At 60.2% G+C, this 20,011-nt stretch carries 22 protein-coding genes; 10 read left to right on the top strand and 12 right to left on the bottom strand.

What is annotated here, in order from left to right:
• Positions 1–5: 5 nt before the first annotated feature.
• Positions 6–278, bottom strand: coding sequence for a hypothetical protein (locus tag ACFPTO_RS22575; protein ID WP_377714896.1), 273 nt, complete (start codon positions 276–278; stop codon positions 6–8).
• Positions 279–376: 98 nt separating this feature from the next.
• On the opposite strand from ACFPTO_RS22575, the gene ACFPTO_RS22570 reads away from it, so the two are divergent.
• The 4 genes from ACFPTO_RS22570 (at position 377) to ACFPTO_RS22555 (ending at position 3,984) form a co-directional block, all read left to right on the top strand.
• Positions 377–1,948, top strand: a complete 1,572-nt coding sequence (locus ACFPTO_RS22570; RefSeq protein ID WP_377714894.1) for a recombinase family protein — start codon at positions 377–379, stop codon at positions 1,946–1,948.
• Entirely contained in the window at positions 1,941–2,858 is a 918-nt protein-coding gene (locus ACFPTO_RS22565; protein WP_377714892.1) for a plasmid partitioning protein RepB C-terminal domain-containing protein, read from the top strand. Before ACFPTO_RS22570 ends, ACFPTO_RS22565 begins: the two co-directional genes overlap by 8 nt.
• A complete protein-coding gene (locus ACFPTO_RS22560; protein WP_377714890.1) occupies positions 2,855–2,986 on the top strand; it encodes a hypothetical protein in 132 nt (43 codons plus the stop codon). The genes ACFPTO_RS22565 and ACFPTO_RS22560 overlap by 4 nt, the downstream gene beginning before the upstream one ends.
• 200 nt (positions 2,987–3,186) lie before the next feature.
• Positions 3,187–3,984, top strand: coding sequence for a plasmid partitioning protein RepB C-terminal domain-containing protein (locus ACFPTO_RS22555; protein ID WP_377714912.1), 798 nt, complete (start codon positions 3,187–3,189; stop codon positions 3,982–3,984).
• Positions 3,985–4,285: 301 nt separating this feature from the next.
• On the opposite strand, the gene ACFPTO_RS22550 is transcribed toward ACFPTO_RS22555, so the two are convergent.
• The 10 genes from ACFPTO_RS22550 to ACFPTO_RS22505 form a co-directional block, all read right to left on the bottom strand.
• A complete protein-coding gene (locus ACFPTO_RS22550) occupies positions 4,286–4,954 on the bottom strand; it encodes a hypothetical protein (protein WP_377714888.1) in 669 nt (222 codons plus the stop codon).
• Between the two features lie 733 nt (positions 4,955–5,687).
• The gene (locus ACFPTO_RS22545) at positions 5,688–7,415 is read right to left on the bottom strand and encodes a YfjI family protein (protein ID WP_377714886.1); all 1,728 of its coding nucleotides are present in this window, start codon (positions 7,413–7,415) and stop codon (positions 5,688–5,690) included.
• Entirely contained in the window at positions 7,412–7,792 is a 381-nt protein-coding gene (locus ACFPTO_RS22540) for a hypothetical protein (RefSeq protein ID WP_377714884.1), read from the bottom strand. Before ACFPTO_RS22540 ends, ACFPTO_RS22545 begins: the two co-directional genes overlap by 4 nt.
• Positions 7,782–8,087: a helix-turn-helix transcriptional regulator gene (locus tag ACFPTO_RS22535; protein ID WP_377714882.1), complete on the bottom strand. Its 306-nt coding sequence runs from the start codon at positions 8,085–8,087 to the stop codon at positions 7,782–7,784. The genes ACFPTO_RS22540 and ACFPTO_RS22535 overlap by 11 nt, the downstream gene beginning before the upstream one ends.
• Before the next feature lie 146 nt (positions 8,088–8,233).
• The gene (locus ACFPTO_RS22530; RefSeq protein WP_377714880.1) at positions 8,234–8,923 is read right to left on the bottom strand and encodes a hypothetical protein; all 690 of its coding nucleotides are present in this window, start codon (positions 8,921–8,923) and stop codon (positions 8,234–8,236) included.
• 125 nt (positions 8,924–9,048) lie between these two features.
• Positions 9,049–9,813: a hypothetical protein gene (locus ACFPTO_RS22525; protein WP_377714878.1), complete on the bottom strand. Its 765-nt coding sequence runs from the start codon at positions 9,811–9,813 to the stop codon at positions 9,049–9,051.
• Between the two features lie 98 nt (positions 9,814–9,911).
• Positions 9,912–11,258: a tyrosine-type recombinase/integrase gene (locus tag ACFPTO_RS22520; RefSeq protein WP_377714876.1), complete on the bottom strand. Its 1,347-nt coding sequence runs from the start codon at positions 11,256–11,258 to the stop codon at positions 9,912–9,914.
• Positions 11,259–11,629: 371 nt separating this feature from the next.
• On the bottom strand, positions 11,630–12,028 hold the full coding sequence (locus ACFPTO_RS22515) for a PIN domain-containing protein (RefSeq protein WP_377714874.1): 399 nt from the start codon (positions 12,026–12,028) through the stop codon (positions 11,630–11,632).
• A 17-nt stretch (positions 12,029–12,045) separates the two neighbouring features.
• Positions 12,046–12,270 carry an AbrB/MazE/SpoVT family DNA-binding domain-containing protein gene (locus ACFPTO_RS22510; RefSeq protein ID WP_377714872.1) on the bottom strand — a complete coding sequence of 75 codons (225 nt, stop codon included), beginning with the start codon at positions 12,268–12,270 and terminating at the stop codon, positions 12,046–12,048.
• 181 nt (positions 12,271–12,451) lie between these two features.
• A complete protein-coding gene (locus ACFPTO_RS22505; protein ID WP_377714870.1) occupies positions 12,452–13,396 on the bottom strand; it encodes a LysR substrate-binding domain-containing protein in 945 nt (314 codons plus the stop codon).
• 161 nt (positions 13,397–13,557) lie between these two features.
• Here ACFPTO_RS22505 and ACFPTO_RS22500 point away from each other — a divergent pair, with 161 nt between their 5' ends.
• The 6 genes from ACFPTO_RS22500 (at position 13,558) to ACFPTO_RS22475 (ending at position 19,338) form a co-directional block, all read left to right on the top strand.
• Positions 13,558–14,397: an ABC transporter permease gene (locus ACFPTO_RS22500; RefSeq protein ID WP_377714867.1), complete on the top strand. Its 840-nt coding sequence runs from the start codon at positions 13,558–13,560 to the stop codon at positions 14,395–14,397.
• A 4-nt stretch (positions 14,398–14,401) separates the two neighbouring features.
• The gene (locus tag ACFPTO_RS22495; RefSeq protein WP_377714865.1) at positions 14,402–15,478 is read left to right on the top strand and encodes an ABC transporter ATP-binding protein; all 1,077 of its coding nucleotides are present in this window, start codon (positions 14,402–14,404) and stop codon (positions 15,476–15,478) included.
• Between the two features lie 96 nt (positions 15,479–15,574).
• The gene (locus tag ACFPTO_RS22490; RefSeq protein ID WP_377714863.1) at positions 15,575–16,663 is read left to right on the top strand and encodes an extracellular solute-binding protein; all 1,089 of its coding nucleotides are present in this window, start codon (positions 15,575–15,577) and stop codon (positions 16,661–16,663) included.
• Positions 16,664–16,724: 61 nt separating this feature from the next.
• A complete protein-coding gene (locus tag ACFPTO_RS22485) occupies positions 16,725–17,552 on the top strand; it encodes an ABC transporter permease (protein WP_377714910.1) in 828 nt (275 codons plus the stop codon).
• A 70-nt stretch (positions 17,553–17,622) separates the two neighbouring features.
• On the top strand, positions 17,623–18,078 hold the full coding sequence (locus ACFPTO_RS22480; RefSeq protein ID WP_293033731.1) for a TIGR00725 family protein: 456 nt from the start codon (positions 17,623–17,625) through the stop codon (positions 18,076–18,078).
• Positions 18,079–18,138: 60 nt separating this feature from the next.
• Positions 18,139–19,338: a porin gene (locus ACFPTO_RS22475; protein ID WP_377714861.1), complete on the top strand. Its 1,200-nt coding sequence runs from the start codon at positions 18,139–18,141 to the stop codon at positions 19,336–19,338.
• A 240-nt stretch (positions 19,339–19,578) separates the two neighbouring features.
• On the opposite strand, the gene ACFPTO_RS22470 is transcribed toward ACFPTO_RS22475, so the two are convergent.
• On the bottom strand, positions 19,579–19,965 hold the full coding sequence (locus tag ACFPTO_RS22470) for a hemerythrin domain-containing protein (protein WP_377714859.1): 387 nt from the start codon (positions 19,963–19,965) through the stop codon (positions 19,579–19,581).
• Positions 19,966–20,011: the final 46 nt, after the last annotated feature.

The following is a 20,011-nucleotide window of genomic DNA, read 5'->3' as shown; positions in this document are numbered from 1 at the left end:
ATTCATTAACGCCCGGCTCCGTCCGCCGGATGACCGCCTATCCCGAAAATCCGACAGTCTCCTAGGGCCAACAAGTGCGGTCCGCTGGGGCCGCGAACCGCCGAAAGCCAGTTTTGCACCGTTCGTCCGCTCGCGCCAGTCCACCTCTCCAACGTCTTTATCATCCGCCGCGAATCGCCGAAGTCCTTTTTCAGCGCCATGGCAATGGCGAGCGGATATTCAGCGCCTATTTTCTCGTGTTGTTGATCGCGCAACTTCTTGCTTGTTTTGGGCAACATTTTTCCAACCTCCAAAACTATATTTCCTGGAAGCACGAATAAAACGCGTCGCGCGGGTTTTTGCGCGGCCCGTCAATCGGCGATCCAAGGGAGGCGGGATGAGCCGGTCCAAACTCAAAGACGGTTCGCAATCAAATGACGCGCGGTCGCGAGCCGCCGCATACGTGCGAATGTCGACGGAGCATCAGCAATATTCGACCGAAAATCAGCGGGACGTGATCGCGGCCTTCGCGGAGTCGCGCAACTATGAGATTGTGCGCACCTACGCGGACGAGGGAAAGAGCGGGCTTCGGCTCGAAGGACGCGAGGCGTTGCAATCGTTGCTTCGGGATGTCGAATCCGGAACCGCTGATTTTTCGGTCGTGTTGGTCTACGACGTAAGCCGCTGGGGCCGGTTCCAAGACCCCGACGAAAGCGCCAGCTATGAAGTCAGGTGCAAGCATGCCGGCGTTCGCGTGCTCTACTGCGCGGAGCAGTTCGAAAACGACGGCAGTCCAGTCTCCAGCCTCATCAAAAGCCTCAAGCGAAGCATGGCTGGCGAATACAGCCGCGAGTTGGGGGTGAAGGTCCATGCGGGGCAGAGCCGGCTGATTCGCTGTGGCTACCGCCAAGGAGGGCCGGCCGGCTATGGCTTGCGCCGCGTCCTGGTCGACCAAGCGGGAGCCGTCAAAGGCGAGTTGCGCCGCAGACAGCACAAGTCTATCCAGACCGATCGCGTCATCCTCGCGCCTGGACCTCCGGAAGAGGTCACGGCCGTCCAAGGGATCTACCGGCAGTTCGTCGAAGAGGGGCGGACCGAGTCCGAAATCGCGGCGGCGCTCAATGAAGACGGCCTGCGGACCGACCGTGGGTCGCCTTGGACGCGCGGCACGGTGCACCAGATTTTGATCAACGAAAAGTATGTCGGAGACAACGTTTGGAACCGCACGTCGTTCAAGCTCAAACAAGAGCGAGTCAGAAATCCGCCCGCTTCTTGGGTCCGAGCAGAGCGCGTTTTCGCGCCGATTGTCGACAGGCTGATGTTCGAGGCAGCCCGTCAAATGATCCTAGCGCGCTCCTATCGCCTGAGCGACGACCAGATGCTCGACGCGTTGCGAAAGCTGCTTTTGCGCAACGGCTACTTGTCTGGGATTGTGATCGACGAGGCGCCGGCTTGCCCGTCAAGCAGCGCATACGCGAGCCGTTTTGGGAGCCTGTTGCGCACGTACGACCTGATCGGCTACGCCCCGGACAGAGACTACCGCTATGTTGAAATCAACCGTAGGCTTCGCGATCTGCATCCCGAGGTGGTCGGCCAAGCGGTGCAAGCGATGTCGGAAGCCGGCGCCCGCGTGGAGCGCGACGAGGGGACGGGGCTTTTGTGGGTGAACGAGGAATTTCGCGTCTCGCTCGCGCTGTCCAGGTGCCGCCCAACAGCCGCGGGGACAAACCGCTGGATCATCCGTTTCGACAACGCATTGCGGCCGGACATAACCGTCGCTGTTCGGATGGAGTTTGACGCGCTCTCCATTCGCGATTTCTTCTTGCTGCCGGCAATCGACGTTCGGTCAGACTTCGTCAGGCTCGGCGACCACAACGATTACGGATTCGAAGCCTACCGCTTCGAAGACCTTTCGATGCTGGCCCATCTCGCGCGCAGGGTTCCTTTGAAGGGAGTCTCGTATGAATGATCGAATTGACAGGCTGGCTGCGACGCTGACGCGCAGCGAGACGATTTCCCTCATACCTGCGACGCAGTTGCGTGTCCTTAACCCGCGAACGCGCAACCCGCACCTGTTCGCGCAGTTGGTGGAGAACATCGCCACCATTGGCTTGAAACGGCCTATAACGGTTGCCTACGGCGGCCGCGACGAATCTGGCGACTGGCATGAGGTGTTGTGCGGACAAGGGCGCCTGGAAGCGTTGAAGGCCTTAGGCGAGCAGATGATTCCATGCTGCGTGGTCGAAGCCGACCAGATCGAGCGTTTCCTCATCACGCTTGCGGAAAACTTGGCGAGGCGGCGGCACACGACCGAGGAGCTTCTGAGCGGCCTCCAAGTCCTGAGAGCCAAGGGATACAGCACGGAGCAGATTTCGCGCAAGACCAATCTGGATCCGAGCTATATCAACGGGATTCTGCATTTGCTCGATAACGGGGAGCAGCGATTGCTCCGCGCGGTCGAAAAGAAAGTGGTGCCGATGTGGCTGGCGATGGACATCGCGCGCTCGCCCAGCGAGGAGGTGCAAGCCGCAATGGTCTCGGCCTACGAACAGGGCACTTTAAAGGGTGAGCAGCTCATGCGCGTCCGAAAGATTATCAGCAAGCGCGACGCGGTCGGCAAAGCGTTCCATTCCAAGAAGCCGCAACCGAAGGACAAGCCGACTCCGCAAAAACTGTTGAAGACCTACCAAACCGAAGTGCGTCGCCGGCAGATGGTCGTGAAGAACGCAAGAATCCAAGAAGAGCGGCTGCTCATCATGACTTCCGCTCTTAGAAAATTCTTGGCAGACGACCACTTTCGGACTTTGATGAGGGCCGAGAACATATTGGACATTCCCGAGGCGTTGGCGAGCCGAATCCCCCCGGAGCTTATGCCATGACAAACGTGAAGCACGGCTTCGAGCCGGAAATCATCGAAGTGCCGCTCGGCGCGATCAAACCCGGCGCGCCGCTTGCGCCGACTGTTTTGTCCACGCCCAAATTCCGCACGATACTCAGTTCCTGTTGACGACGGTCCAAAAGCGACACAAAACGACGACGTCAAAAACGTTGTTTGCCATGGTTGGAAGCCCGAGGATGTCGCGCTTCCAACCATGCCCGAGTGTGACAAACCCGCACCGCGTCAAGGATTCGCTGCGCCGGGCTATGCCCGCCCTTGACTCGTCAATTTCCGTGCCTTGTTACAAAAACGCCGTCGTTTAGTGTCGGATTTCGACCGGCGTTCACAGTTCCGTCGCGGAGCTGGGAATCATCGAGCCGCTCGCCGTCTATCGGTCGAATCAGCGGGCCGGCGAATACGATCTCCTTGACGGCCGCCTAAGGCTCGAAGCCTTGAAGCAGTTGGGGCGAGAAACGGCGCCATGCATGATTTCAACGGATGACGAGGGGTTCACCTTCAACCGGCAGATAACCCGGACGACGGCCGTGCAGGAGCATCGAATGATCCGCGCGACGCTCGCCAAGGGCGCGTCCGAGCAGCGGATCGCGGAGGTCCTGCAAATGGACGTGAGGCGCATTCGCGAACGCGCCCATTTGCTTGACGGCGTGGCGCCGGAAGCAGCCGCTTTGCTGAAAGACCGGCAGGTGGCGCCGGCGGTCTTTTCTACTTTGAGAAAAATGAGGCCCTTCCGGCAGATCGAGGCTGCCGAAATGATGACCACGGCGAACAGGTTCAGCTCGACTTACGCCGAAATGATTTATGTCACGAGCCGCCCGGACGCGTTGTCGGACAAGGCGAAGCCGACAAAGAAAGTGAACGTTTCGCCGGAAGAGCTCGCCCGGATGGAGGCGGAAATGGAGCGCTTGCGCCAGGACTGCCAGACCGTGGAGGACACGGTCGGAGACACGATGCTCTCCCTGGTGGTCGCCAAGGGTTTTATGAGCCGGCTCCTGCGCAACGAAAACATCCACGGGCACTTGAAGCGCCACCACAAAGATTCACTCGCGAGCGTCGCCGCAACCATGGAGGCCATTGCCGCAGATAACCGCATGCCGGACCGTGAATAGCAAGACAATCGGTAGGCCGCACGCGATTTGCCGTGTCATAGCTCCAATTCGGATCGTGCAGGGCGTGATTAATTCTGTTGCTGGAAGCCATCCCCTATTCCATCGGTCTGTGCGTTAATTCTCGCTTATTTACCGCAACTCGCTTGACGCAGTGCATCTGCTTAGACCTTGTAGGCATCGCTATGTCATCGCGACATGATCAAGGCTCTGATCGAATTATCGGCAGTTTGTCGAAAAGCTTGAGCGGCATTTCACGGGGTAGTGGTCATGACCGATAAGCTCAGAGTAGTCTGCAATACGACTACCGTTCAAAGAAGCGCGTGCCGAACAGCTTGTCGTCCTCGTCACTATCGGCGGGGACCTGCGTGACCTTGGCCATGTACAGGCCGATGACCTTGCGGAGCGCTTCACGCTTTTCTTCGTCATCGCGGTGGACATAGCCGATGGCTACGCCGTACTTATTTCTGTACGAATGGGCATATCGGTTCCCGTTGTGAAAGTCGCCCCAATGCGTAATATGCTGCCACGCCAGGCCCAGTTCTTCGCATGCAGTCATGTGATCTCGCCGACTGACCGATACCCATACGACTAGATGGAGATGTTCGCCACCTCGCTCGCCACTCTCCTGTCGCCAAATCAATCCGTGTATGTCATGCAGGATAGTGCGCTCATGCTCTTTGAGTGGTCTGCCCATACGCCTACGTTTGCGTTCATAAGCGTGAGCATCCTTGATGCGCCGAAATAGCGTATCGCGGAACTTCCGCATCGTTCTGAAGCCGACATCATCACGGTATCGTTCATTGACGTTCAGGGTAGGGAAAAGTATCTGATAGCTCTTGCGTTCATCAAACATTTCATCTTCAAAGTCAAGACCCGTTATCCGGTTTCTGATGAAGCGTTGCTTCTTGCGTTTCTGGGTACATGGATCATCGTTCTTATCGAACCAGTATTTTTTCGTGCTATCGAACATGGCTGACCTCGTTGATTGTTACGCCAACGGATCAAGTCATGTGGTAGAAAAATATTTACAGAATGTCAATCATCGACATGCCATTATGGCATGTCGATTTAACAAATATTTTATTTATTGAAAATTTACTAACATGGGATATTGGAATGTTGACATCACAAAACCATTCTTTCAAATTCAACACATAAGCCTACTTCCCCATGATCTATTTCACAAGCCTGTCTCTATGAAAGTTATCTAAGAAACATTATTCTCTAAAACCTATTACATAGGGGCTGCAATTTACACCAATCCACATGTGAACGAAAGACCGACAATTGAGCGATTGAACATCGAGGAATTATTGCCTTTTTGAAAATTATTTCTTCCTCCGAATATGCAACATTTCAAGAACGATAAAGCAGGAAAATTTGCGCCATGCCTTGCCGCCGGGTATTACCTCGTACACCAACCTCCCCACTGAAAAGATTTGTTCCGGACAGCAACGACAAAGGGATTTTCTGAGCAAGCTTTGAGGTAAATCTTGACCTTTCGAGGAGGAACGCCGGCGGGCATCCAACCGTTCCGCGCTCATGTTGATGCCCGTTAGACAGTCGAACTGTGAACGGCACGTAGGGCTCTTTTTAAAGAAATCACGCGCAAGCCACATAAAAAGAGCGCCCTTTCCGCCTCCGGAAGGCGAAAAAGGCGACTTTTCATTGCGCTTGTTTCGGAAATTTGTTGTCCAACCCAACTATCTGAGATTCGGCCGCAGCCACTTGTTATCGAGATCGAAAAAGAACTCGTACCTATCTCCAGCCACGCGGTACTTGATTTCGACTGACTCCGGCTTCCTCTTCGGCGGATTGGGCACCCGACTTGTCGTGCGGGATTCTGCCTCCCGAATTTGCACATTTCCCCTGGCACGCAACCAATCCAGAACGGGCCTGAAATTCTCGATCTTCTTCAATCCATAGCGTGAACAGTTGGCGCGTAGATCTTGCACGGGCACGTCACAAACCGCTCTGACGTCGTTAGGTAGATCCCCCAGAGGGCCACCATTGACGCTCTCCAGCATGTCCCTGAACTTCGTCAGCACATATCCGGCCATCTCACGCATCCTGGTTTCCTGATTGAACACCCGCCTGAATTCATTGAGATACCATTCCGCAACCGTGAAGGCTGCCTCAACCGTTGACTTCGGAATTGCCAGGCCCGTACTGGCCGGCTTGCTCATATCGCCGCATTCAAAAAAGTGAAAGAGCGCCGATAGTCGTGCGGCATGCTCAGCAACACGATTGGCAAATTCCCGCTCGTTTTCAAATTTCCCCTTCGTTGCCATTCCACGTTCAATCTCGTTGTATTTACCCTCCCAGAATTGCTGGGCATCAGGCTCGAAGTACAATGTCTTCCGGTTTTCCGCCCGATCTTCGATACTCGTATGCGAGTGAGAAAGTAGCTCTTGAACTCGCTTGTTGCAGCGGTCGAGCCATACGGTCGAGCGATCCTCCGGCCTGACGAACAGACGGCTCCCATACGCGGTCTCCGGTCTGGACAAAAGCAATCTGGACATTAACCCGATGCCCTTCGCCAGTTCCCCCTTCCGCTCCAGGAAGCGATCGAATGCGACAGGCTGCACCATCAGCGATAAGGTCAATCTCGGATCGCGGACGGAAAAGCTTTCCTGTTTCGTGCCGCCAACCACATCAACCGGGGCACCATCCCACAAGTGATCCAGACTCGCCATGTCGGATTCGCCTCTGGAATTGAGAATCCCTGCAGCTTCGTCTGAAAAAAGACCGGCAGCGGGCCAATCCTGCGCCATACATTGCTCAAGCTGGGGTATCGGGATTTTCGAGTACAAAACCCGTTGCAATCGGGGCGCACGGAGTTCAATGAATTGCCGGTTGAGTTCCGCAAGCTTTTGCTCCACCGTCCGCGCCATTTCACCAGCCTTCTGTGCAAGCTTCTCCGCATTGGCATCGCCGCCAACGGGTAGCGTTATGAATTTGCGAAGCAACTGCCCTGCAGCCTTCTCCAGTTCACGAATCTGCCGTCGCAACGTGGCTTGGCCCAGTTCATGGGCAACCATGTCTTCTTCGAACGCGGCACGCCTGGCAGCGTCGTACTCCTCAATCGGTTTGACAACCAGTTGGTCTGCCCGCGACTTGCGCGAACCCGTATCAGCTACGACCAGAAAGAAAAGCGAACACACCGATTTATAACCAGCGTCTATGCCGCGATCTATCAAGATCAGGTCCTGGCAAGCCAGGGAAACGGCAGACAACACCGCCTGCGCCGCAATGGGCACAGACAGGTTGTCGTTCTTACACATTTCGATAACTGCGCCCCTGATGGTCTGCGGCAAGGCTTCCCAAGGGTAGGTTTCGTCTTCGGAGTGAAAGTCGGGAAACGCGGGTTTGTCACTGTGCCAGGCAATTGGTTCTGCCAGCAGTGCAACGGATTTGTCGTCATCGGTCATGCACGAGCCCCCTGCGGTTTCGGCTGCGCCGGCGGGGAAAATGGTGCCAAGGCTGCTTTCAATGCGCTGTCCGGCTTGCGTTTTGTTGCCTTACGTGCCGCACGCGCGGAAGGGTCTGCGCGCCCATTTTCCTGAAAAAACTTGCCGACCTCGATACCTGTGAGCTTTGGGCCACCATGCTCGAAAATTGCGTCGGCGATCTTGTCCCATGAAAGATCCTTCTCACGAGCCATCTGGACAAACTTGACGCAGACCTGGAACTGTTCACGCTTCACGTCCTCGGCGCTTTTCACATGAGCCAGCGCAGCCAATGCTGCCTGCTCATTGAACATGGTCGGTACGGCGAGATTCCTGATGTCACGATTCTTAGCAGCCACGGCCGTCCTCCTTGCGGACGACTACGCGGGCGCGAGGGCGGTTGGCAATCCACGCATCGACCTCATGCGCGATCCAGCGGTTGCTCACGCAGCCACCCTTGGCAGAGACATTGACGGGCAAAGGAAAGCTGCTGTCATACGCGGGCTCAGAGGGGTTCATGCGGGCATACACCGAACTGCGCGACAACCCCGTACGCTGCTGGACGTCTACGCAACGCAGCAAAACCGCGAACAGCTGACTGACCGGCGCGACCGGCTTTTCCTGCTGAGCTTCTTGTGATTGATGATCTTGCATGTCCAACTCCGTTCAAACTGGGGGATTCCAGTGCGGAGCGATCATTACAAAATCAAGTCGGTAAAAATACGCGATCTACCAGCAAACAGGGGATGGTTTGCCGGCAAATGGGGGACTTTTTGTGCGCCCCGATCAATCAAGACGCGCTATTTGCCTTTGGGGAAAAGTTGCGTCGCATCTGGCATGCTCGACAACCAACCATGAATCGTCTTATCTATGTTCTCTGCGCTTAGCTCAATGCCCAAAGTTCTAGCCTGATCCTGCACCCTGGATTTAACCGACTGCACAGCATGATTTCTGGAGCGCCAGCCGTTTGGCGGCGCATTGTTCCGGGAGAAATCAAAAGCCAGATCACGAAGAGGCTGATATTTCCCCGAGCGCCCTTTCGCGCCCGCGGCAGCCATCTCGCGTTTCAAGCCGCCAGCGGCCTGCTGCAAAGCTGTTTCGAGCCCTTTTCCCGCCATCGCGATCCCGCACCAGTACCGCGCCTCTGCCAGGTATGACCAGGCCGCGTCGGGCTGTTTATTGTCCCGTGCGTGCGCCGCGCGGAAGTAATAGGTTGCCGACAGCAGAATGGGGCTAACTCGCGCGCGGGCGATCGCGTCGTTGCCCTTCGCCTTTGCCTCATCCGTTGCGTATTGCAACAAGATTTCCAGGGGCCGGTCGGTCTCCCCGCTGTCCAGTCTCGGCAGGGGCGTCAAAACCTTCTCAATGAACACCTCGCCGGGAATATCCTCCACGGCCACTGTGTAGGCGACATACAGATGCTGGACGGTCAGCACCATCAGTTCGTTCAGGCTGTACGGGTGCAGTTTCTGCGCAGTCAGGTCGCGCATGCTTACTTTCTCTTTGAATGGCGGAAGCACAATGGTAACGGGGGGTGCCCAAAACTTGGCCAGCCGCCGTTGGCTAATTCGGCCTACGCCGCGTCCTTCTTTAATTTCAGCACCATTGCAGGGTACTACTCCTTGCCGACAATACTGCCATTGCGCAACTGCCTCACCGCATCAACCGGCCAGAGCACCCGGCGGTTCGCCAGCTTGACCGGCCGAACGCCGTGGTAGCTTCCCTCACTGGAGTACCGCTTGCGAATGGATTGGGGATCAACGGCCATCACTGCTGCGAACTCGTCTGTAGAGAGGAGGTCCCGATTCTCGGGAATCGGCATCGGTACGCGCGCTGCCGACTTCCGGAGACTGGCCGGAACTTCAGATGCAGGTGTGGGCACGGCGACTGGCGTTGCCCCGGCTAACACCTCCCGCATCGAATCGACGATCGCCATCGACTGTGCGGCGTGTTCAACAATCTGTAACGGAATAAAGTCGACCTGTCCCGGCGTAGGCTTGCCGACGATGATATCAATGAAGAGCGGCAGCCAATCCGTGTCGATCTCTTCGCCTTCGAACCAGTCGATGAACTGGTGCGGCGTCATCTTCGCTGGCGTGGTTACGCCGTTTTCCTCGTCGTCACAGCACCGCTCGTCCCAGCCGCGCATGATGCGGCGCGCGCAGTGGAAACGGGAATGACCGGCGTTGGGAAGCGGTAGACCGTCAAGTCCTGTCCCACCTTGCGGCATCTCCTCGCACCCTTCAGACGCGAGAATGCCCGACATGATGAGCGCCCCTTCGAGCGGCGTCCAGGTCGCCCGGGCGAGACAGGTTTTCAGCACAGCATAAAGCTGCCTTGCGGCAGCGATGCGCTCCTGTGGTGATTGATGATCCGCCATGGCCCCGTTATTTCGTTCGATTGGTTAATGGCGACCATTTTAGCCGACGGCCTCGGCGGACTCGCAGCTCCGGGGGCTATCGGTCAGTTACTTGCTGATCACGCCGCGTCGCCCTCAAACGGAATACCTGCCTGTTCCAGCATCCAAGCCTCGATCTTGTCATGCCACACGCGCAGCAGGTCGATGGGGCGACGCCGATAGTGCTTCTCAGCGATGGCTGAAGGTTTATGCCCCTGGATCTGGGCGACGACGCCGACCGGAACTTCAATCCATTCCGATAACGTTCCGAACGAGCGCCGCAGTCCATGCAGCGTGACATGAGGAAGCTCGGCAGCCGCGAGCGCCTTGTTGTGCGCGATGCGCGGCTCTGCAATCTTGCCGTCTTCCGACGTTTTGCTGGAGAAGACCCATTCCGATGGCGACCACTCCTCACCCCGTTCCTTGAGGCGTGCAAGCTGCCGCCGGTCCGGTGGTGTCTCGTTCAGCCGTTTCAGGTTCGTCAGCAAGGTGGCGAGATACGGGGTTAGTGGAATCACCCGCCCTCCTGTTCCCTCCACCTTGTCGTCCAGAACCAGACTTCGCCAACGGAAATCAAGGTCGTCCCAACGCAGCCCCGCCCACTCTTCCCGGCGCGCCCCGGTGATCAACAATCCTTGCAGATAGGCGCTGTGAACTGGGTTGGCAACCTGGCGAACCTCGCGAAACCACACCGTCAATTGCTCGCGCTGCAACGAGTCACCCTCCTTGGCCTTCACGCGTGGGACAACATCGCGAACATCCCGGGCCTTATAAGCCTCCGTTGGGACAATATTCTTGTAGGCTGGCGTATCGTCCACCCAGCGGATGAAACCTCGAAGCAAACGAAACGAAAGCGCCGACATCGTGGGCCGCTCCCGCGATTCGGCCGCAAGCCAACTGGCAATCCGCTCGCTGGTCAGCTCCGACAGCTTCAGGGAGCGAACTGCCGCCAAAGGACCGGGTTGCGTTACCCCCTTGCCGCGTTTCTTTGGCTGGCCCCCTACATCCGCATGCTGCACGTGATCGCGATAGTGGCGCTCCCCCCAGAACGGCTTGCGACTCTCCAGGTATTCGTCCCACACTGCGCCAAATGTCGCGTCCTGCCGTTGGGCTTCCGCACGACGGGCCTCATGTGCGGCTTGCTGCTCCGCTCGCACCTCGCGCGGATCCTTGCCGTCGTCGATCACCGTTTTCAGACGGGCAGCTTCAGTGCGCGCCCGCCCAAGATCCCAAGCCCGGGCATTGCCAATCGTCATTCGGATTGTCTTGCCGAACAGGCGAGACTCGAAGATGTACGCCCGCGCGCCTGCGGCGGTCACGCGCAGCCCGAAGCCCGGCGTCTTCGCATCCCAGTAGATTGTTTGTAGCTTGCCGGGCTCGCACTCGAAGCTATCGACCCGAGCTGCCGTGAAGTTCTGTTTGCTCATTCATTTCCCGTGTAGGCACCGTGTAGGCAAATACTAGGGAAATCAGTCTGCATGAGTCAACAAGAAAATCCGTAGAATACGGCCAAGACCCTTACCCACAAAGGATTCAGAGCACATACACGGATATCAATCCACATGAGGGAATGAGATGTCGCTCGGACTTTTAATCCGTTGGTCACAGGTTCGAATCCCGTACGGCCTACCAAAAGATTCAAGGGCTTAGCTTCGGCTAGGCCCTTTTCTTTTGCTCCGCAAAAGCACACTTGCTGCGCAGATACCCTTCCTGCCTCCCCGCTTTCCGTTTCATTTTCTTCCATTGCTCCGAACTGGACCGCCGCCCGCAGCCACAGGAGCCTCTGCAATTTTCCCGTTTATTTAATCAACTGCATCCCTGCCGCCTTCGACACATTCACGTCGAAAGTCGCCGTGTACTCGCACTCGGCTGCGTACCCCGAACGCGCTATCGGGCAGTCCGCGAAATCCGCCTTCGTGGATGCCGCGAAAACGCAAAGCGCCTTTCTCACCGTGTCAACACCTTCAACGACCAGTTCCTTCGTGCCGATCATCGAGTCGATGATGTCTTTCAGCTGTTCGCGCCCGATGTCGTAGCAACGCCCGAGCACCCACACGGTCTCAACCAGTGCGATCTGCGAAACGTACCCCGGATGCTCCGCCGAAAGGGACTCCATTAGCGCGGTCGCCTTCTTCGACTGCACGGCATCGTCCTGGGCGAAGAAGCGGACCGAAACGTTCGTATCCAGTCCGATCAACGTGCAGACGCCCCTTGCTAGGCGATAGCGTGGTTCATGTTCTCGATCGACACCGGTTTCGCAGGCTTCTTTACGATGCCCTTGAGCGATGCGAGCGAGCGCGTGACGGGATAAACCTCATACCGGCCCGTCGCCTCGTTGAAGCTGAATTCGATCCGGTCGCCGGACTCCAGGCCAAGGTGGGTTCGCACATCCAAGGGGATTGTGACCTGGCCCTTCGAAGTGATGGTTGCTGCGGTCATAATGACACCTCCAATGTTTCTTACCTTATGTAAGGAACATGAAAAAGCGAGGACACGTCACTGGCGCAACGCATTGCCAATCACTCACCAGGATCAATATCGGCCACGGCCTCACGCTGCTCGCGCTCTGACACGTCAAGATATGGGGCAACGTGGTCTAACCACTGAGCCAACCGCTGCCCTAACAAACCGCCCCTTCAGCGGGCACACTCGCGTCCGCCACAGCCCCACCGTACACCGGGCACTCCTCAAGCAACCACGCACGCAGCTGGCGTAGCGCCGTACTCGTATCGAAGCGCTCGGGCGTGTAGCAGAGGAAGTGCGCGTGGCTATCCACATCGACTGGCGCATTGACAGGCTGGACAAGCGTGCCCGCCTCGAGCGGCGCAGTTATGAGGAATTCCGGCATGAGCGCCACGCCGAGTCCGGCCTGCGCGGCCTGGATCAACACTGCATACTGCTCGAATCGCGGTCCCAGGAATGCGTTCATGGGCGTGACGTCATAGGTCTGCGACCATTCGAACCAGACGGCTGCGGCCTGTTCATGCACGAGCCGCGGCGCGGCCGCGAGGTCGTCCGGCGTGCGCAGTGCATGGTGCGCCGCGAATCCGGGTGAACAGACCGGCACGAAGGTGCGTCCGGCCAGATAATCGCTGCGCACGCCTTCCCAGAGGCCATCGCCGTAGCGGATCGCCGCATCGAGTCCAACCGGGAAAAGATCGCCGTGCGCGAGATGGCGCCGGAAACTCAGCGTGACGTTCGGCACCGCCGCAAGGAATGACGGCAATCGCGGCACCAGCCACTTGCTCGTGAAGGTCGGCACGCTCGCAAGGGTAAGCAGGTCGTTGTCCTCGCGCACGCTCAGGAGCGCGAGCGAGGCATTACCGATCTCGCGGAACGGCCCCGCCACACTCGCTTGATAGACCTCCCCGGCGCGCGTCAACGACAGGTTGCGCCCCTCGCGCACGAAGAGCTTCGCGCCGAACCGCGCCTCCAGGCTGGCGATCTGGCGGCTGACCGCGCTCGGCGTGAGTCCCAGCTCGCGCGCCGCATACGAGAAATTCAAATATTTAGCGGAACTGATAAATGCACTCAGTTCCGCCAGATTCGGATACACATGCTTCATTACGTAGTATTCCTGATTCGCAAAGGTCGATGCGCCCTTTGTATGTTTTTTTCATGACGACGCCATGTCGCAACAGCACACTGGCGCCCGTCATCACGAAACCCGTTGACCGAGTCATCCGGGTTTCACGCCGTCTTACCCGCTCGTTCAGGGAATTTTCAATGCATTCCACGGCCGGCGCCATCGATATTCCCTTTCGCCGCCGCTATCGCGCGCCAGCGCCGGGCCGCGCGCTGTTGCGGGCGGTCGTCGTCCTGTTCGCGCTCTACCTCCTGCTGCCGATCGCGCTGCTCCTGATCGGCTCGACCGGCCAGAGCTGGATCAACACGCTGCTGCCAACCGGTTTCACCGGGCACTGGTACGCCGATCTCGCCACCGATACGAGCTTTCGCCGCGCGTTCGGCGTCAGCCTCACTGTCGCGCTGGCCTGCTGCGCACTCAACGCCGTGTTAGGTGTGCCGCTCGCCTACGCGCTTCATCACCGTGCCCGTGACGGGCGCGGGCTCGCCGCGCGGCTCGTCATGCTGCTGCCGATCGCCGTGCCGGCGCTCACGCTCGGTTTCGGCTATATCGCCGTGTTCGGCGGCAACGCACTGCCGTGGCTCGGCACGCTGTGGCTGATGATCGCCGCCCATGCGGTGCTGACGCTGCCCTACCTGCTCCAGACGCTTCTCGCCGACCTGCGCCATCTCGATCTCGCGAGGCTCGAAGCCTGCGCGGCCACGCTCGGCGCAACGCCGCTGCGCCAGTTCTTCACCATCGCGCTGCCGAATCTGCGCCACAGCCTGTTCGCGGGCCTCGTGATGGTCGCCGCGCTGTCGATTGGCGAGTTCCAGATTTCGAACCTGATCGCGAGCTTCCGCTACCGCAACTATCCCGTCGTGCTGCTGCAGGCGTTCTACGGCGCCTCGGGCTTCGCCTGCGCGGCGAGCGTCGTGCTGCTCGTGCTCGCCGTCGTCGCGACGCTCGTCTCGATCACCACCGTCCAACGACTGAAGTGACATCATGAGTCTCGAATTCGACACCGTCAGCTACACGTATCCGGGTACATCGCACGGCGTCGCTGACATTTCGCTCAAGGCCGCCCCCGGCGAACTGCTGGCCGTAATCGGTCAGAGCGGTTCGGGCAAATCCACGCTGCTGCGCCTCACGGCAGGATTGCTGACGGGCCACACCGGCCGCATCGTGATCGGCGGGCGGGACGTGGTCGACCAGCCGGTCTGGCAGCGCGGCGTCGGCGTGGTTTTTCAGCAGTACGCGCTGTTTCCGCACCTGAGCGTGGCCGACAACGTCGCCTACGGCCTGAAGATGCGCGGCATGGACAGCGTCAAGCGGCGCCGCCAGGCGCTCGCGATGCTCGACCGCGTGGGCCTGGCGAGCCATGCCGACCGGCGCCCGGCGCACCTGTCGGGCGGCCAGCAGCAGCGCGTCGCACTGGCCCGCGCGCTCGTGATCGAGCCGCGCGTCCTGCTGCTCGACGAGCCGCTCGCGGCGCTCGACGCCGGTATCCGCCATCAACTGCGCGACGAAATTCGCACGCTGCAGCGCGCTTGCGGCGCCACCACGCTGTTCGTCACGCACGATCAGGACGAGGCGTTGAGCATGGCCGACCGCGTCGCGATCGTCGACGGCGGACGCGTGCTGCAGGTCGGCACACCGCGCGAGCTGTACGAGGCTCCGGCTTCGGTGCGCGTCGCGCGCTTCATCGGCCATTCGACGGTCCTGAGCGGACGCGTGGTCGCCACCGACCGCATCGACGTCGGCTTCACGACGCTTTGCGCCGCGACAGGCGAGCATCGTCCGGGCGACGCCGTCGACCTGCTGCTGCGCCCCGAGCACGTGCAAGCCGATCCGCAGGACGGCTGTGCAAACCGGATCCGAGGCACGCACGGCACCGTTCGCTACTTCGGTTCGACGCATCGCTACGACTTCCTTGTGAGCGGCACGAGCGGGACGAATGGTACAAGCGGCACAGGCGGCACGGCCACGCCGCTGCTCGGCGAAGGCCCGGTCGTGGCGACGCACAGCATCGCGATCGAGCCGCGCCATCTGCGCGTGCTGCCCGCCGCGCCGCGCGAATGAACGCGCGCCCGGCCAAACCCGGTTCCGCCCGACTCGACTAACCCCCTGCGCTCGCTCGCTTCGGCAAACATCCGCCACACATTCAGGACTACTACGATGCTAGTGAAACCCACCCTGATCAGACGCATACAGACCGTCGCGCTTGCACTCGGCGCGCTGCTCGCGTGCTCGGCCCATGCTGCGCAGTCAGCGCCGCTCTATCCCGGCGAGGAAGCGCTCTACAAGAAGGCCGCCGACGAAGGCCTGGTCGTTTCGTTCGATACGGGCCCCGAGTGGGCCAACTGGAAATCACTGTTCGCCGATTTCCGCAAGCGCTATCCGTTGGTCGAGATCACCTACAACGACATCGGTTCCGCCGCGACGGTCGTCGCACTCGACAAGTCGCGCCGCCGTCCGCAGGCCGACACGGCCTATTACTTCGCCGCTTCCGCGCTCGATGCGAAATCCAGGGACGTGGTCGCGCCGTTCAAGCCGGTGAACTTCGACAAGCTGCCGCCGGTGTTCCGCGATCCGGAGGGCCGCTGGTTCACCGTGCATTCGCTGAACATCGCGTTCCTCGTCAACCGGAAGCTCGTGAAGGAGGTGCCGCAACGCTGGTCCGATCTGCTCAAGCCCGAGTACCGCAATGCCGTCGTCTACCTCGATCCGCGCTCGGCCGGACAGGGCCAGGTGGCCGTGTTCGCGGCGGCCTACGCGATGGGCGGCAGCGTCGACGATCCGAAGCCGGGTGCCGATTTCTTCGGCAAGCTGAAGACGGCGGGCAACGTGTTGCGCGTCGAGGGCACAACGCCCTACGCGAAGTTCGTGAAGGGGGAGATTCCCGTCCTGATCGGCTACGAGAATGACGGCCTGAAGGCCAGGTACAAAGATGGCATGGGCGACGCGGTCGAGGTCGTGATTCCGCAGGACGGCAGCGTGTCCGCGCCGTACGCGATGAGCCTCGTGAAGAACGCGCCGAATCCGGCTGCCGGACAGCTCTGGCTGAACTACGTGATGAGCGACGCCGGGCAAGCGCTGTTCGCACAGGGCTACGTGCGGCCGTCCGTGCCCAGCGTCACGCTCGCGCCGGAGGTCGCCGCGAAGATGCCGAACGCGCCGCAGGTGCGTCCGCTCGACGTTGCGAAGGCGGCGGCAAAAAAGGCGCAGGTCGACCAGCTCTGGTCGCAGGCGACGCTCGGCCACTGAGCGGCATGACAGTCCACAACGACCGCCACCGCCGCCGATGATGCGACGCCCAATGTCCACCATGCTCGATATCCGCGATGCCGGCCCGTTGCGCCGCTTCGGTGCGGCGCCCGCCGCCGCCCTGTTCGCGGTCGCGTTTGCGCTGCCGCTCGCGGCGCTGGTCGTCGCCGCGTTCGACGACGGCGGCGAGGCGTTCGGCGCCGTGTTCGGCGATCCGCTGGTGACCGACGCAATCGTCCGCTCGATCGCACTCGCGGCGGCTGCCAGCACGCTATCGACGGCGGTCGGCATCGCACTGGCCATCGCGCTGGCCGGTCAGTCGCCGGCGCAGCGGCGGCTCTCGCTCGCGGCGCTCGGCGTGCCGCTCGCGTTCTCGGGGCTGGTGATCGCCTACGGCTTCATCCTGGCGTTCGGCCGCGCCGGCTTCGTGACGATGCTGCTCGCGAAGCTCGGTGCCGATCCGGCGCGCGTCGGCGGCGTGATCTACACCCTCTTCGGGCTGGTGATCGCGTACGCGTACTACCTGATCCCGCGCGTCGCACTGATGCTCTATCCGGCTTTCGCGAATTTCGACCGGCTGCCGCTCGACGCGGCGGTGACGCTCGGTGCACGGCCGTGGCGCGCCTGGTTCGACGTGGCCTGGCGCGAGCTGTGGCCGTCGGTGGCGGCAGCCTGGAGCCTCGTCGCGGCAATTGCACTCGGCACCTACGGCACCGCCGTCGCACTGGCCGGTACGCAGATCAATATCCTGCCGCTCCTCGTCTACCTGAAGTTATCCGACGGACAAACCGATTTCTCGCAGGCCGCCATCCTGTCGATCGTACTGACGGCGCTCTGCACCTGTGTTCTAGCAATGGGGGAATGGATTGTCAGACCTCGGCACGACTGAACGCGCAACGCTCGTAGAGGGCGCACTCGCGGATCTCGCCGCGCGTCAACGCAGTGCGAACCGGCACGTGATGCCGGTCGGCGTGATTGGCCCGCGCGTGGCAACCGAAGAACAAACGCGCGTCGCCGAAACCATCGCGCATGCCCTCGCGCGAGCCGGGATCGCGATCGTCGGCGGCGGCAAGGGCGGCGTGATGGAAGCGGCCGCGCGCGGCGCGCATCGGGCGGGCGGCGTCGCAATCGGCTTGCTGCCGGAGGACGACGCGCAACGCGCGAATCGCTACCTCAGCGTCGCCCTGCCCACCGGGCTCGGCATCACACGCAACTCACTCATCGCACGCTCGTCGCTTTGCCTCGTGGCAGTGGGCGGCGGGCTCGGCACGCTGTCCGAAATCGCGCTCGGCCTGCAATGGGGCAAGCCGGTGTTCGCGGCCTGCGACGCTCCGCTGGTCGCGGGCGTCGAGACTTTTGCTTCGGCGGACGTGCTGCTCGTCCGCGCGGCGCGCTGGCTGACCATGCTCGCCTGATACGGGGAATCCGGCTTAACCGCAGCAAAAACCCTTGTTAATTACAAAGGACTACTTGACATGAAGAAAACCATAATTGCATCGTGCGTCCTCGGCGGCGCGGCCTTTTGCGCGCATGCGCAGAGCAGCGTCACGCTGTACGGGGTCGTCGACAACAGCCTCGTCTGGCAGAACAGCTCGACCTCTCGCGGCTCGACCTCGGGCGGACGTTCTGTGGTCCAAATGAAATCGGGCGTGTGGTCGGGCAGCCGCTTCGGCCTGAAGGGCAGCGAGGATCTCGGTGGCGGCACCAAGGCGATTTTCACGCTCGAGGCCGGTGCGAACAGCAACAACGGCACCTCGCAATGGGCGGGCGGGATGTTCACGCGGCAGGCGTGGGTGGGTCTGTCCAACGCGACCTACGGTACGCTGACGGCTGGCCGCCAGTACACCAGCTATTACACGCTTCTGTCTCCGTGGAATGGTGTCGCCCACCGGACCGGCCACTTCGGCGCGCATCCGGGGGACATCGATGGGCTCGACACCACCTATCGCACCAACAACTCGCTCGTTTATATTTCGCCCACGGTGGCCGGCCTCAAGCTCGGCGCGTCGTACGCGCTCGGCGGCGCGCCGGGCCGCTTCAACGCGGGCTCGACCTGGAGCGTGGGCCTCCAATACAAGAACGGGCCAGTCGGGCTCGCCGCGGCCTTTCAACGCATAAACAACTCGACGCTGGGCGGCGGCGAGTGGGGCAAAGAGTCCGCGACCTCGAACAACGGCTCGCAGCTGGGCGTTTCGGCACTGAACGATGGCTACAAGACCGCCCAGGGGCAGCAGCGCATCGCCGTGACCGGCGGTTATCGCTTCTCGGACGCATGGGATGTGTCGGCACAGTACTCGAACGTGCAGTACATCCCGGGCACTGGCTCGAAGTTCCGCGATACCGCCATCTTCAACACGGTGGGCACGGTATTGCATTACCGTCCGATCAAGTCCCTGGACCTGGGGGGCGGCTACAGCTATACGCGCGCCACGCGTGCGAACGGCGTATTGAGCGCCGCGCAGTATCAACAGGTGACGCTGGCGCAGTACTACTCGCTGTCGAAGCGTACCGGCGTCTACGCGGTCGAGGCGTACCAGCGTGCGAACGGTAAGACCTTGTCGTCCAAGGGCGAGAGCATTATCGCGACGGCAACGATCGGCGATGGCTTCAATAGCTCGCCGTCGTCGTCACCGAGCCAGACGGCTGTCGGCGTGGGTATCGTCCACCGCTTCTGAGGAGCGGCCGGCGACGCGGTAGGAGGGGCCGCGTCGCCGGCCATGTGACGTGCAGTTCGGGGGCGTCATCCGTCGGGAAGCCGGTGTCGCGAACCCGCGCGCGGAACATCATCGCGTAATCACGTACAGCACGCCATTTACCGCCCACCTAATCAGGATGACGAATAATTACTGAATAATTTCCGCCGCAATAAACACCTGATTCCCGTCCGCGCTTTTTCCTCGAATCTTCCTCGCCGATCAGGCGGTGCAATGCCGCTCGAAAGCCGTATACAGGCGCACCTCTTCGCGCGTCATGCGTTGGCGCAGATGCGCAATCGTGCTGCCCATCTTGCGAGCGAAGTCCATCCCGGATTCGCCCTTTTCGAGCGCATCGAAAAACGACAGTGTTTCTTTCGAAATGTCCTTCATCTCCGATGCGTACGAAACCGCCAGATCCTTCGTTTCCGTGTGAGCCTGCATTTGCGGGTACAACTTGCTGTCTTCGCGAGCCAGATGCGACACAACCAGGTTACGCGCCTGCCTCAGATTCTTTCTCCCCTCATCGGTCATACCCAGCCTTTGGCACTTTTCAAGCAGTGCGAAAATTTCCTGGTGCTCGTCTTTCAAGTGTGCAATGAGTGACATGGTCTTTTATTTAATCTAAGTTGGGTTGACAATTGTCCGCCAACGG

The organism is Paraburkholderia denitrificans (assembly GCF_042655705.1).
Taxonomy (GTDB): domain Bacteria; phylum Pseudomonadota; class Gammaproteobacteria; order Burkholderiales; family Burkholderiaceae; genus Paraburkholderia; species Paraburkholderia denitrificans.
This window is presented reverse-complemented; position numbering and strand designations above follow the sequence as displayed.